Source organism: Pantoea sp. Morm, assembly GCF_016643525.1.
In the GTDB taxonomy this organism is placed as follows: domain Bacteria; phylum Pseudomonadota; class Gammaproteobacteria; order Enterobacterales; family Enterobacteriaceae; genus Pantoea; species Pantoea dispersa.
This window is the reverse complement of sequence record NZ_VOQX01000002.1, coordinates 1-13,626: the sequence shown is the minus strand read 5'-3', so window position 1 is coordinate 13,626 and position 13,626 is coordinate 1. Positions and strand designations below refer to the sequence as shown.

The window sequence follows — 13,626 nt, the reverse complement described above, 5'->3', positions numbered from 1 at the left end:
CAACTATGAGCGAATTTTCCCAGACGGTCCCCGAACTGGTGGCATGGGCGCGCAAGAATGACTTTTCCCTTGCGCTGCCGGTAGAACGTCTGGCGTTTTTGCTGGCCATCGCCACCCTCAACGGGGAGCGCATGGACGGCGAGATGAGTGAAGGTGAGCTGATTGACGCCTTTCGTCACGTCAGCAAAGCGTTTGAACAAACCCACGAAACCATTCAGGTCCGTGCCAACAACGCCATCAACGACATGGTGCGTCAGCGCCTGCTTAACCGCTTTACCAGCGAGCTGACCGAAGGTCACGCCATCTATCGTCTGACGCCACTGGCGATCGGCATCACCGACTATTACATCCGCCAGCGCGAATTTTCCACGCTGCGCCTGTCGATGCAGCTGTCGATTGTCGCGCAGGAGCTGAAGCGCGCCGCCGACGCCGCCGAGGAGGATGGCGACGAGTTTCACTGGCACCGTAACGTCTTTGCGCCGCTGAAATATTCGGTCGCGGAAATCTTCGACAGCATCGACATGACTCAGCGCCTGATGGACGAACAGCAGCAGGCGGTGAAAAGCGATATCGCCGATCTGCTGAATAAAGACTGGCGCGCGGCCATCTCCAGCTGCGAGCTGCTGCTGTCGGAGACCTCCGGCACGCTGCGCGAACTGCAGGATACGCTGGAAGCGGCAGGCGACAAGCTGCAGGCTAATCTGCTGCGGATTCAGGACGCCACGCTGAGCAGCCCGGATCTGGGCTTTGTCGACAAGCTGGTGTTTGACCTGCAAAACAAGCTCGATCGCATTATCAGCTGGGGCCAGCAGGCCATCGATCTGTGGATCGGTTACGACCGCCACGTGCACAAATTTATTCGTACCGCCATCGACATGGATAAAAACCGCGTGTTCGCGCAGCGTTTACGCCAGTCGGTGCAGAACTATTTCGATCAGCCGTGGGCGCTGACCTACGCCAATGCCGACCGTCTGTATGACATGCGCGATGAAGAGATGACGCTGCGTAACGACGAGGTGATGGGCGAGCTGCCGCCGGAGATGGAGTACGAAGAGTTTAACGAAATCCGCGAGCAGCTGGCGGCGATGATTGAAGAAGCGCTGCAGATTTACAAGCAGCAGCAGAAGCCGCTGCATCTCGCCACGGTGATGCGTGACTATCTGGCGCAGTATCCCCGCGCGCGCCACTTCGACCTCGCACGCATCGTCATCGATCAGGCGGTGCGACTCGGCGTGGCCGAAGCCGATTTAGCCGGTCTGCCTGCGGAATGGCAGACCATCAATGATTACGGAGCCAAGGTGCAGGCACATGTCATCGACAAATATTGAACAAGTGATGCCGGTCAAACTGGCGCTGGCACTGGCAAACCCGATTTTTCCCGCGCTTGATAGCCAGTTACGCGCCGGCCGCCACATTGGTATTGAAGAGCTGGATAATCACGCTTTTCTGATGGATTACCAGCCGTTTCTGGAAGAGTTTTATGCGCGCTACAACGTTGAGTTGATCCGCGCGCCGGAAGGTTTTTTCTATCTGCGTCCGCGCTCAACCACGCTGATCCCGCGCTCGGTGCTGTCCGAGCTCGACATGATGGTGGGTAAAATTCTCTGCTATCTCTACCTGAGCCCGGAGCGGCTGGCCAACGAGGGCATTTTCACCCAGCAGGAGCTGTACGACGAGCTGCTGTCGCTGGCGGATGAAAGCAGGTTGCTGAAGCTGGTTAACCAGCGCTCCACCGGGTCGGACCTGGATCGCGCCAAACTGCAGGAGAAGATGCGTGCGTCGCTCAGCCGTCTGCGCCGTCTCGGCATGGTGTGGTTTATGGGCAACGACAGCAGCAAGTTCCGCATCATGGAGTCCGTTTTCCGCTTTGGTGCGGATGTGCGCAGCGGTGACGATGCACGTGAAGCGCAGCTGCGCCTGATTCGTGACGGTGAAGCGATGACGCTGGAGAACGCACCGGTCGCCAGTGAGAGCGACGAGGCAGAAAATGACAGCGAACACGACGCGAGCGAGCGCGCGGAGGATGAACAGGCATGATTGAACGCGGTAAATTTCGATCGCTCACGCTGATCAACTGGAACGGTTTCTTTGCCCGCACCTTTGATCTGGATGAGCTAGTCACCACGCTGTCCGGCGGTAACGGTGCCGGTAAATCGACCACCATGGCGGCGTTTGTTACGGCACTGATTCCGGACTTAACCCTGCTGCATTTCCGTAACACCACTGAAGCCGGTGCCACGTCCGGCTCGCGCGACAAGGGCCTGCATGGCAAACTGCGCGCGGGCGTCTGCTATGCGGTGCTGGACGTGGTCAACTCGCGCCATCAGCGCGTGGTGGCTGGCGTGCGCCTGCAGCAGGTGGCCGGACGCGATAAGAAAGTCGACATCAAGCCGTTCAGTATTCACGGCCTGCCGACCGATACGCTGCCAACCGATATGCTGACCGAAATTCTCGGCAGCCGTCAGGCGCGCGTGCTGCCGCTGGCAGAAGTGAAGGAGCGGGTGGAAGCGCAGGAGGGCGTGCAGTTCCGCCAGTTCAGCTCGGTCACGGACTACCATGCCATGATGTTTGAGCTCGGCGTGGTGCCGCGTCGTCTGCGCACCGCCGGCGATCGCAGCAAATTCTACCGTCTGATCGAAGCCTCGCTGTATGGTGGTATCTCCAGCGCCATTACCCGCTCGCTGCGCGATTACCTGCTGCCGGAAAACGGCGGCGTGCGTAAAGCGTTCCAGGATATGGAAGCGGCGCTGCGCGAAAACCGCATGACGCTGGAAGCGATTCGCGTTACGCAGTCGGATCGTGATCTGTTTAAGCATCTGATCTCTGAAGCCACCAGCTACGTTTCTGCCGACTACATGCGCCACGCCAACGAGCGTCGCATCCATCTTGACGGTGCGCTGCAGCTGCGTAACGAGCTGTTCACCAGCCGCAATCAGCTGGCATCAGAACAGTATCGTCACATCGAAATGGCGCGCGAACTCTCTGAGCACAACGGCGCAGAGAGCGATCTGGAAACCGATTATCAGGCGGCGAGCGATCACCTTAATCTGGTCCAGACAGCGATGCGTCAGCAGGAGAAGATCGCGCGTTACGACGCCGATCTGGAAGAGCTGACTTATCGCCTCGAAGAGCAGAATGAAGTGGTGGCCGAAGCGCGTGAGGTGCAGGAAGAGAACGAAGCGCGCGCTGAAGCGGCGGAAATTGAAGTCGACGAGCTGAAAAGCCAGCTGGCCGATTTTCAGCAGGCGCTTGATGTGCAGCAAACCCGCGCCATCCAGTATCAGCAGGCGTTGCAGGCGCTGGAAAAAGCGCGGGCGCAGTGCCAGCTGCCGGACCTCACCATCGACAACGCCGCAGAGTGGCAGGAAACCTTCCAGGCGCGCGAAGAAGAGGCCACCGAACGGCTGCTGCGCCTGGAGCAGAAGCTGAGCGTGGCGGAAGCGGCGCACAGCCAGTTTGAACAGGCGCTGGCGCTGGTTACCAGCATTGCCGGCGAGGTAAGCCGGCAGGATGCGTGGCAGGTCGGGCGCGAATTGCTGCGCGATGCCGCTAACCAGCGCCATCATGCCGAACAGCTCTCTTCGCTGCGTCTGCGTCTCAACGAACTGGAAACCCGCCTGCGTGAGCAGCATGACGCCGAACGTCTGCTGGCCGACTTCTGTAAACGTCAGGGGCAGCAGTATGACGCTGACGCGCTGGAAGGCCTGCAGCGTGAACTGGAAGCGCAGATAGAGCAGCTGAACGAAAGCGTGGCCGACGCCGGTGAACGCCGCATGCTGATGCGCCAGGAGCTGGAGCAGCTGCGCGAGCGTATCACTGCGCTGACCGCACGGGCACCGCACTGGCTGGCGGCGCAGGAGATTCTTACCCAGCTGAGCGAGCAGACCGGCCAGACGCTGAGCAGCAGCCAGCAGATCACCGAATATATGCAGCAGCTGCTGGAGCGCGAGCGTGAAACCACCGTTGAGCGTGATGAAGTGGCGGCGCGCAAGCGTGAAGTCGAGCAGCAGATTGCGCGACTCAGCCAGCCGGGCGGCGCGGAAGATGCGCGCCTGACCCAGCTGGCGGAGCGGTTTGGCGGCGTGCTGCTGTCAGAAATTTACGATGATGTGACGCTGGATGATGCGCCGTACTTCTCCGCGCTGTATGGCCCATCGCGTCACGCCATTGTGGTACCGGACCTGTCGCTGGTGCGCGAGATGCTCGACGGCCTGGAAGAGTGTCCGGAAGATCTCTATCTGATCGAAGGCGATCCGCAGTCGTTTGATGACAGCGTCTTTAGCGTCGACGAGCTGGAAAATGCGGTCGTTGTCAAAGTGGCGGAGCGCCAGTGGCGTTATTCGCGCTTCCCGAAAGTGCCGCTGTTTGGTCGCGCGGCGCGGGAAAATCAGCTGGAGCTGTTGAACAATGAGCGCGACCAGCTGGCCGAACGTTTTGCCACACTGTCGTTTGACGTGCAGAAAACCCAGCGTCTGCATCAGTCGTTTAGCCGCTTTATCGGCAGCCACCTGGCGGTGGCCTTCGACGAAGATCCGGAAGCGCAGATGCGTCAGCTCAACAGCCGTCGGGGCGAGCTGGAGCGCGCGCTGGCGCAGCACGAGAATGACAACCAGCAGCAGCGTGCCCAGTTCGAGCAGGCAAAAGAGGGCGTGGCGCAGCTCAACCGCCTGCTGCCGCGCGTTAACCTGTTGCTTGACGACTCGCTGGCCGACCGCTGCGAAGAGATTCGTGAGCGGGTGGAAGAGGCCCAGGAAGCCGCGCGCTTCCTGCATCAGCACGGCGCGAAACTCAGCAAGCTGGAGCCGTTGGTGGCGGTGCTGCAGAGCGATCCGCAGCAGCACGAACAGCTGACGCGTGATTATCAGCAGGCGCAGCAGCAGCAGCGCGAAGCGCGTCAGCAGGCATTTGCCCTGACCGAAGTGGTGCAGCGCCGCGCGCACTTCAGCTATGAAGATTCGGCTGGCATGCTGACCGGTAACAGCGATCTCAACGAAAAACTGCGCCAGCGTCTGGAGCAGGCGGAAGGCGAACGCAGCCGCGCGCGCGAACGCCTGCGCGAACATCAGGCGCAGCTGACGCAGTATTCCCAGGTGCTGGCATCGCTGAAGAGTTCGTACGACGCCAAGCGCGACATGTTGAAAGAGTTGCAGCAGGAGATGCAGGATATTGGCGTGCACGCTGATGCCAGCGCCGAGGAGCGTGCGCGCAGCCGGCGTGACGAACTCTACACGGCGCTCAGCCACAACCGTGCGCGTCGCAATCAGCTGGAGAAACAGCTCACCTTCTGCGAAGCCGAGATGGATAGCCTGCAGAAGAAACTGCGCAAGCTGGAGCGCGATTATCACCTGATGCGTGAGCAGGTGGTCAGCGCCAAAGCGGGCTGGTGCACCGTGCTGCGCCTGGTGAAAGAGAACGGCGTCGAGCGCCGTCTGCATCGCCGCGAACTGGCTTACCTGAGTGGCGACGAGCTACGCTCAATGTCGGATAAGGCCCTCGGTGCGCTGCGCCTGGCGGTCGCGGATAATGAACACCTGCGCGATGTGCTGCGCATGTCGGAAGATCCAAAACGGCCGGAGCGCAAGATTCAGTTCTTTATCGCCGTCTATCAGCATCTTCGTGAACGTATCCGTCAGGACATCATTCGTACCGACGATCCGGTTGAAGCTATCGAGCAGATGGAGATTGAGCTGAACCGTCTGACCGAAGAGCTGACGGCGCGTGAGCAGACGCTGGCGATCAGCTCGCGCAGTGCGGCCAATATCATCCGCAAAACCATTCAGCGCGAGCAGAACCGCATCCGTCAGCTGAACCAGGGCTTGCAGGCGGTGAGCTTTGGCCAGGTGCGCAGCGTGCGGCTGAACGTCAACGTACGCGAAACGCACGCCATGCTGCTGGATACGCTGTCGGAAGAGCATGAACAGCATCAGGATCTGTTTACCAGCAATCGCCTCACGTTCTCGGAAGCGCTGGCGAAGCTGTATCAGCGTCTCAATCCGCAGATTGATATGGGCCAGCGCACGGCGCAGACCATCGGTGAAGAGCTGCTCGACTACCGCAACTACCTTGAGATGGAAGTGGAAGTGAACCGCGGCTCCGACGGCTGGCTGCGCGCCGAAAGCGGGGCGCTGTCGACCGGTGAAGCGATCGGCACCGGTATGTCGATTCTGGTGATGGTGGTGCAGAGCTGGGAAGAGGAGTCACGGCGTCTGCGCGGTAAAGATATTTCACCGTGCCGCCTGCTGTTCCTCGATGAAGCCGCGCGTCTTGATGCGCGCTCCATCGCCACGCTGTTCGAACTGTGCGAGCGTCTGGAAATGCAGCTGGTGATTGCCGCGCCGGAGAATATCAGTCCGGAAAAAGGCACCACTTATAAGCTGGTACGTAAAGTCTTTAACAATACGGAGCATGTGCACGTGGTCGGACTGCGCGGTTTCTCCGCCGATCCGACGCCGGTGAAACAGGAAAATCCCGGCGCAGGCGTGGCCACTGAAAATAGCTAGTAGCAAATCTGGTTAAAAATTCAGGCTGCGGTTAATCTGTAAACGGCATCGGCCCTGCGAGGCGGATGCCGTTTTTTATTTTATACTCATTCATAAGAGTACAGGCGGTACACGGCGTTTTCAGGATGCTGTGTCTTTGGTAAGAAGGGGGCAGGGATGTTGCTGAACAAGAAGAGCAGAGTTAATCGTGCTGCAATAGCACTCAGTTTGTCACTGATGGCGGCACCGATGGCTATCAGCCAGGCGGCAGACGTCGGCGCGCTGCCGCACAGCACGCTGTCAGTGGCTGCCAGCCAGCAGCAAATTCAGCAGGCATTTAGCCCCAGCGAACGACCCTTTTATCTGCCCGGCCTCGCCGGCATCTATGCGGCACGCAATATGGCACCGCTGTGGCAGGATCGCGACGCCGTGCAGGCTTTCCAGCAGCAGCTGGCAGAAGTGGCGCTCTCCGGCGTACAGCCGCAGTTTACCCGCTGGGTAGAGTTGCTCACCAATCCGGATATTAAAGGCTTCGCGCGGGACGTGGTGCTGAGCGACGCTATGCTTGGCTATCTGCAGTTTGTCGCTAACGTACCGACCCAGGGCGAAACCTGGCTGTACAGCAATGTGCCGTACAAGCTGACCATGCCGTCACTTTCCGCCATCAATCAGTGGCAGAATGCGGTGAACGGCGGCGGCAGTCGCGCCTTTGTGGTGTCGCTGCAACCGCAGCATCCGCAGTACGCACCGATGCACAGCGCGTTAAAAGCATTGCTGACCGATAACCGGCCGTGGCCGCAGCTGCGCGATAAGGGCACGCTGCGCCCGGGTCAGATCAGCGATGATGTGCCGGCGCTGCGTGAGATTCTGCAGCGCACCGGGATGCTGACCGGCACGCACAGCGCGACGCCCACGCCGACCGACGATGCCGTCCCGACGGCGCCGCAGCCGGTGAGCCAGAGCGATCAGCCCGTGGCCGTCAGCCCGTCGGCCACCAGCGTCAGCGATCTGCCGGCGCAGGTTCCGCAGGCCAGCGGCAACATCAGCACGGTCACCCCGGCTGCCAGCAATAATGTCTACGACAACACGCTGGTGGAGGGGGTAAAACGCTTCCAGCACTGGCAGGGACTGGCAGACGACGGTGCCATCGGCCCGCGCACCCGCGAGTGGCTGAATGTTTCCCCGCAGATGCGTGCGGCGCTGCTGGCGCTGAATATTCAGCGTCTGCGTCTGCTGCCGGATGACATGCACAACGGCATCATGGTGAATATTCCCAACTATTCCCTGACCTACTACAACAACGGCAATACCATTCTGTCCTCGCGGGTGATTGTCGGTCGTCCGGACCGCAAAACGCCGCTGATGCGCAGCGCGCTCAATAATGTGGTGCTCAATCCACCGTGGAACGTGCCCACCACGCTGGTGCGCCAGGATATCGTGCCGAAGGTGAAGCAGGATCCGAGCTATCTGTATAAGCACGGCTACACGCTGCTGTCGGGCTGGAGCGCCGATGCGGAAGTGATCGATCCGTCGATGATTGACTGGCACATGGTGTCCGCCGCCAGTTTCCCGTATCGCATTCGTCAGGCGCCGGGTGCCAGCAACTCGCTGGGCCGTTATAAATTCAACATGCCGAGTTCAGACGCGATTTATCTGCATGACACGCCAAATCATGGCCTGTTCCAGCGTGATATCCGCGCGCTCAGCTCCGGCTGCGTGCGCGTTAACAAAGCTTCTGAACTGGCCGATCTGCTGTTGCAGGACGCGGGCTGGAACGACAGCCGTATCTCTGACACGCTGAAGCAGGGCGATACGCGTTACGTGCCGATTCGCCATCGCATTCCGGTCAATCTCTACTACCTTACGGCCTGGGTGGCGGATGATGGCCAGCCGCAGTATCGTACAGATATTTACAATTATGATAACCCGGCGCGCTCCGGCAGCCAGGTGCTGACCAAAGCGGGGCAGCTGCTGCTCTAAGCGTTGATTTCCCTGTTATCCTTTCCTCAAAGAAAATGGCAAGACCGGTCTGGAAAATTGATTTCAGATCGGTTTTGCGCATTCTGTGACAGATTGCGGGTTGACTGCTCTCCAGGCTGCGGTTACTGTTCGGCCTTGTGTACTTTTTGCACATATTTTTATCGTTTTAGATTAGGTAACCCCGCTTCATGGCTAATTTTGATTCTCAACGTCGTCGTTTATTGCTGCTGGGTGGCGCAGCGGCTGGATTGTCACTGCTGCCGGGTGCAGCGCTGGCGTCAGTTTCCACCTCCCGCCCCCGGGTATTAACGCTCAGTAACATGCATACCGGTGAAACCCTCAAAACTGAGTTTTTTAACGGTAAGAGTTATGACAAGGATGAGTTAGCTCGCTTAAACCACTTCTTCCGTGATTACCGCGCCAATCAGGTTAAACACATCGATCCGCATCTGTTTGACCAGCTCTATCGTTTGCAGACGCTGCTCAACACGCGCAAACCGGTGCAGCTGATCTCCGGCTACCGTACGCTGGCGACCAATAATATGCTGCGTGAATCGGGCCCTGGCGTGGCTAAACACAGCTATCACACCAAAGGGCAGGCGATGGATTTCCACATTGAGGGCATTTCTCTGAGCAATGTTCGCAAAGCGGCGTTATCTATGCGCGCCGGTGGTGTAGGATATTACCCGCGCAGCAACTTCGTACACATTGATACCGGGCCTGCAAGGCACTGGTCCTGATACCGGCAGCGCTGCGTGTGTCGGTCATGGAGCGCTATGAATTACCTGATTATTCCGGTCACCGCCTTTTCACAGAACTGTTCCGTTATCTGGGATGACGAGACGCAACAGGCTGCGCTGGTTGATCCCGGCGGCGATGCCGAAACCATTATTGCCGTGCTGGCGGAGCGAGGCTTAAGGCCGTCGCAAATCCTGCTGACCCACGGCCATCTCGATCACGTCGGTGCTGCTGCCGAACTGGCGCAGCACTATCAGGTGCCGATCGTCGGGCCGCAGCCAGCCGATGCTTTCTGGCTGGATAACCTGCCCACTCAGAGCCGGATGTTTGGTTTGCCGGAGTGCGCGCCGCTGACGCCAGATCGCTGGCTGGAAGAGGGCGAAACGGTACAGCTGGGCAACGTGACGCTGGAAGTGCTGCATTGTCCAGGGCATACGCCTGGCCATATCGTGTTCTTTGACCGTGCTGGCCGTCTGCTGATCTCCGGTGATGTGATTTTTAACGGTGGCGTCGGGCGCACCGATTTCCCGCAGGGCAGCCACAGCGATCTGATCGCCGCCATCCGGGATAAACTTCTGCCGCTGGGTGATGATGTGACGTTTGTCCCCGGCCATGGTCCGATTTCCACTCTCGGCCACGAGCGCGTCAGTAATCCTTTCCTGCAATAAAAAAATGGGCCATCAGGCCCATTTTTCGTTGGTCACAGCACGGCGACTATCGCTTCACACAGCGCCGACATATTATCCGGCGTCATGCCTGCCACGTTAACGCGACCAGAATTCACCGCATACACGCCAAACTCTTCACGCAGACGCACCACCTGATCTTTGGTCAGACCGCTGAACGAGAACATGCCGTTCTGTTTGATGATGAAGCTGAAATCGCGCTGTGCGCCTTTCTCCGCCAGGGTATTCACAAACAGCTGGCGCATGCGCTGAATGCGCTGGCGCATGTCGGTCAGCTCCTGCACCCAGATGGTACGCAGCGCGTCGTTACCGAGAATGGTGGCGACCACGGCAGCACCGTGCGACGGCGGGTTAGAGTAGTTGGCGCGGATGCTGTATTTCACCTGGCTGAATGCGGTCTTCGCCACGTCGGCCGTTGCCGCTACCAGCGTCAGAGCACCGACACGCTCGTTGTACAGACCAAAGTTCTTCGAGTAGGAGCTGGCGACGATCAGTTCCTGATGGGATGCGGCGAAAATGCGCAGGCCTTCAGCATCTTCATCCAGACCGCGTGCGAAGCCCTGGTAGGCGAAATCGAACAGCGGCAGCCAGCCTTTCTCCAGCGACAGCTGCGCCAGCTGTTGCCACTGGTCAGCGGTAGGATCGATACCGGTCGGGTTATGGCAGCAGCCGTGGAACAGCACCACGTCGCCCGCCTGCGCTTCCTGCAGCGAGGCCAGCATGCCGTCGAAGTCGAGGCTGTGGGTCGCCGCATCGTAATACTGGTAATCACACACTTCCAGACCAGCGGCGTTGAACACGTTTTTGTGGTTCGGCCAGCTGGGATTGCTCACCCAGACGCGTTTCACGTTGGTTTGCGTAGCGAGGAAATCCGCGGCGACGCGCAGCGCACCGGTACCGCCCGGCGTCTGCGCAGTGCAGGCGCGGCCAGCGCTAATCAGCGCGTTCTCTTTGCCAAACAGCAGCTCCTGCGTGCAGCGCGCGAAATCAGCCAGACCATCAATGCTGAGGTAGTTTTTGGTGGTCTCGTTCTCCAGCAGATACTGCTCAGCTTTTTTCACACTGGTCAGCACCGGCGTTTTGCCGGTTTCATCTTTATAAACACCAATGCCAAGATTGATTTTATTCGGGCGGTCGTCGGCGCGAAACAGGTCAGCCAGTCCCAGAATAGGATCGGCTGGTGCGGCAGAGATTGATTCAAACATGAGTCAGTTCCGTTAGGGTGAACTTTAGCAAAATGAGCTATCAGGTTAACGTCAGACGCAACGCTTGCCAACCGCTGACATAAAAAAGAAATAACTGTGGCGTATAAAGTAATGGCGCTAATCGGGAGCCCGATCACTGAAATGCAAAACGGAGCCCGAAGGCTCCGTTTCTGAGGTGTTACGCAGTTCGAATCGGCAGATTAGAACTGGTAAACCAGGCCAACGCCAACCACGTCGTCGGTAGAAGTACCGGTAGAACGGGTGAAGTCGTTGTCGTCCAGCAGGTTGATTTTGTAGTCAACGTAGGTGGACATGTTTTTGTTGAAGTAGTAGTAGGTACCCACTTCGATGTATTTAACCAGGTCAGCATCGCCGCCGCCGAAGGTACCTACAGAGTTCAGGTCCTTGCCTTTAGACTGCAGGTAAGCGATGGATGGACGCAGACCGAAGTCGAACTGGTACTGAGCAACCACTTCGAAAGCCTGAGCTTTGTTAGCAGCAAAGTTATATGGAGTGCTTACACCATCAACAATATTGGAACCGTTGTTGCCGTACTGAGTCAGGGTACGAGATTCGCCGTAGAATGCTGCCAGGTAAACGTTGTTGGCGTCGTATTTCAGACCGAAACCGTATGCATCTGCTTTCTCACCGTTGCCATCCAGCTGCTGCTGATTGGTACGATCTGAAGAGAAGTATGCACCCACTGCGCTGATGCCCATGCCAGTGTCATAGGACAGAGAGGTACCCCAGCCATCACCGTTGTCGTAACGTGGACCGCGGCCTTCGTTTTTGCCCTGATACTGAACAGCAAAGCCCAGACCGTCAACCAGACCGAAGAAGTTGCTGTTGCGGTAAGTTGCCAGGCCGTTTGAGCGACCGGTCATGAAGTTGTCATTGTCCTGATACAGGGTATCATCACCAAACACTGGCAGCTGGTCAGTGTAAGACATTGCGTCGTACAGTACGCCGTAGTTACGGCCGTAATCGAAGGAGCCTGCATCACCGAATTTCAGACCGGCGAAGCCCAGACGGGTTTTAGAACCGCTGGTACCCTGAGATTCAGCTACGTTAGCCTGTACGTTGTATTCCCACTGGCCGTAACCGGTCAGCTGGTCGGTAATCTGAGTTTCACCCTTGAAGCCAAAACGAACATAAGATTTGTCGCCGTCATCATCAGTGTTGTCAGAGAACTGGTGACGCGCATCAACTTTACCGTAGAGGTCCAGTTTGTTGCCATCTTTGTTATAGATTTCTGCTGCGTTTGCTGCGCCGGCAGCTAACAGAGCAGGGATAACCACTGCAAGAATGTTGCGCTTCATCATTATTTATTACCCTCATTGGAGTTATTTGGACATCTGCCACTGCCGTCAAGAAACCTTTACGGGAACCTTGAAAGAAGTTTGATGTCTCCTGTGTCTGCACGCATCTTTCCATCACGGGGTTGCTAATTCTAGCCCGAAAATGATTCAATTCTCGTAATTACGTATCAAAAAGCAAAATTGTATTACAATTTGTAAAATATCGGGAACTTTGTGAGAGAACTCAAAATTTACAAAAATAAAAAAAGGCCGGCAGGGCCGACCTCAATATATATATGAATTTCTTATATTTAATCTTAAATCTTAGAAATTCGCGTTACGTGGCGTGCGTGGGAACGGGATAACGTCTCTTACATTTTGTACACCGGTGACATAGGCGATCAAACGTTCGAAACCTAAACCGAAGCCGGCATGCGGTACGGTGCCATAGCGACGCAGGTCACGATACCACCAGTAATCTTCTTTATTCAGGCCCATTTCAGCGAGACGCGCATCCAGCACATCAAGACGCTCTTCACGCTGGGAACCGCCGATGATTTCACCGATGCCCGGTGCCAGCACGTCCATCGCCGCCACGGTTTTGCCGTCGTCGTTCATACGCATGTAAAACGCTTTGATATCTTTCGGGTAGTTCTTCACCACCACCGGCGCTTTGAAGTGTTTCTCCGCCAGATAACGCTCGTGTTCGGAAGAGAGATCGACGCCCCATGACACCGGGTTCTCGAAGCTCTGACCGCTTTTCAGCAGAATGTCGACGGCGTCGGTATAGTCTACCTGGGCGAAATCCGTGGTGATGAAGCGCTCCAGACGGGCGATGGCCTCTTTATCCACGCGCTCGGCGAAGAACGCCATATCGTCAGCGCGCTCTTCCAGCACCGCTTTAAACACATACTTCAGCATCGCTTCCGCCAGGGCAGCCGCATCATCCAGCGTGGCGAACGCCACTTCCGGCTCCAGCATCCAGAATTCCGCTAAGTGACGGCTGGTATTCGAGTTCTCGGCACGGAACGTCGGGCCAAAGGTATACACTTTGGACAGCGCACAGGCGTAGGTCTCGGCGTTCAGCTGGCCGGAAACGGTCAGGAAAGCCTCTTTACCAAAGAAGTCTTTATCGAAATCGACTTTGCCCTGCGGGTCGCGCGGCAGGTTTTCCAGATCCAGCGTTGAGACGCGGAACATCTCGCCAGCACCTTCAGTGTCAGAGGCGGTGATCAGTGGC

9 protein-coding genes are annotated in these 13,626 nt (G+C 57.7%); 6 read left to right on the top strand and 3 right to left on the bottom strand.

All coding sequences use genetic code 11. The features are described from left to right. The first annotated feature begins 5 nt into the window (after positions 1–5). The 6 genes from mukF (at position 6) to FT726_RS00860 (ending at position 9,865) form a co-directional block, all read left to right on the top strand. Positions 6–1,328 (top strand): chromosome partition protein MukF, encoded by a 1,323-nt coding sequence (mukF, locus tag FT726_RS00885; RefSeq protein ID WP_021508336.1) that lies wholly within the window; start codon positions 6–8, stop codon positions 1,326–1,328. After that, the gene (gene mukE, locus FT726_RS00880) at positions 1,309–2,037 is read left to right on the top strand and encodes a chromosome partition protein MukE (protein ID WP_031279857.1); all 729 of its coding nucleotides are present in this window, start codon (positions 1,309–1,311) and stop codon (positions 2,035–2,037) included. Before mukF ends, mukE begins: the two co-directional genes overlap by 20 nt. Then, a complete protein-coding gene (gene mukB / locus FT726_RS00875) occupies positions 2,034–6,500 on the top strand; it encodes a chromosome partition protein MukB (protein ID WP_058780807.1) in 4,467 nt (1,488 codons plus the stop codon). Before mukE ends, mukB begins: the two co-directional genes overlap by 4 nt. Positions 6,501–6,656: 156 nt before the next feature. Then, positions 6,657–8,459: a L,D-transpeptidase gene (gene ldtD / locus FT726_RS00870; RefSeq protein ID WP_346302312.1), complete on the top strand. Its 1,803-nt coding sequence runs from the start codon at positions 6,657–6,659 to the stop codon at positions 8,457–8,459. Between the two features lie 188 nt (positions 8,460–8,647). Further along, positions 8,648–9,199: a YcbK family protein gene (locus FT726_RS00865; RefSeq protein WP_031279855.1), complete on the top strand. Its 552-nt coding sequence runs from the start codon at positions 8,648–8,650 to the stop codon at positions 9,197–9,199. Between the two features lie 36 nt (positions 9,200–9,235). Next, positions 9,236–9,865, top strand: a complete 630-nt coding sequence (locus FT726_RS00860) for an MBL fold metallo-hydrolase (RefSeq protein WP_288422714.1) — start codon at positions 9,236–9,238, stop codon at positions 9,863–9,865. Between the two features lie 32 nt (positions 9,866–9,897). Here the strand turns inward: FT726_RS00860 and FT726_RS00855 are convergent, their stop codons facing one another. The 3 genes from FT726_RS00855 to asnS all read right to left on the bottom strand — a co-directional run. Further along, positions 9,898–11,088 (bottom strand): amino acid aminotransferase, encoded by a 1,191-nt coding sequence (locus FT726_RS00855; protein ID WP_021508330.1) that lies wholly within the window; start codon positions 11,086–11,088, stop codon positions 9,898–9,900. A gap of 200 nt (positions 11,089–11,288) precedes the next feature. Further along, positions 11,289–12,410: a porin OmpC gene (ompC, locus tag FT726_RS00850; RefSeq protein WP_346302311.1), complete on the bottom strand. Its 1,122-nt coding sequence runs from the start codon at positions 12,408–12,410 to the stop codon at positions 11,289–11,291. Positions 12,411–12,710: 300 nt separating this feature from the next. Beyond that, positions 12,711–13,626, bottom strand: a 916-nt coding sequence (asnS, locus tag FT726_RS00845) for an asparagine--tRNA ligase (RefSeq protein ID WP_346302310.1), incomplete at its 5' end; no start/stop codon positions are given.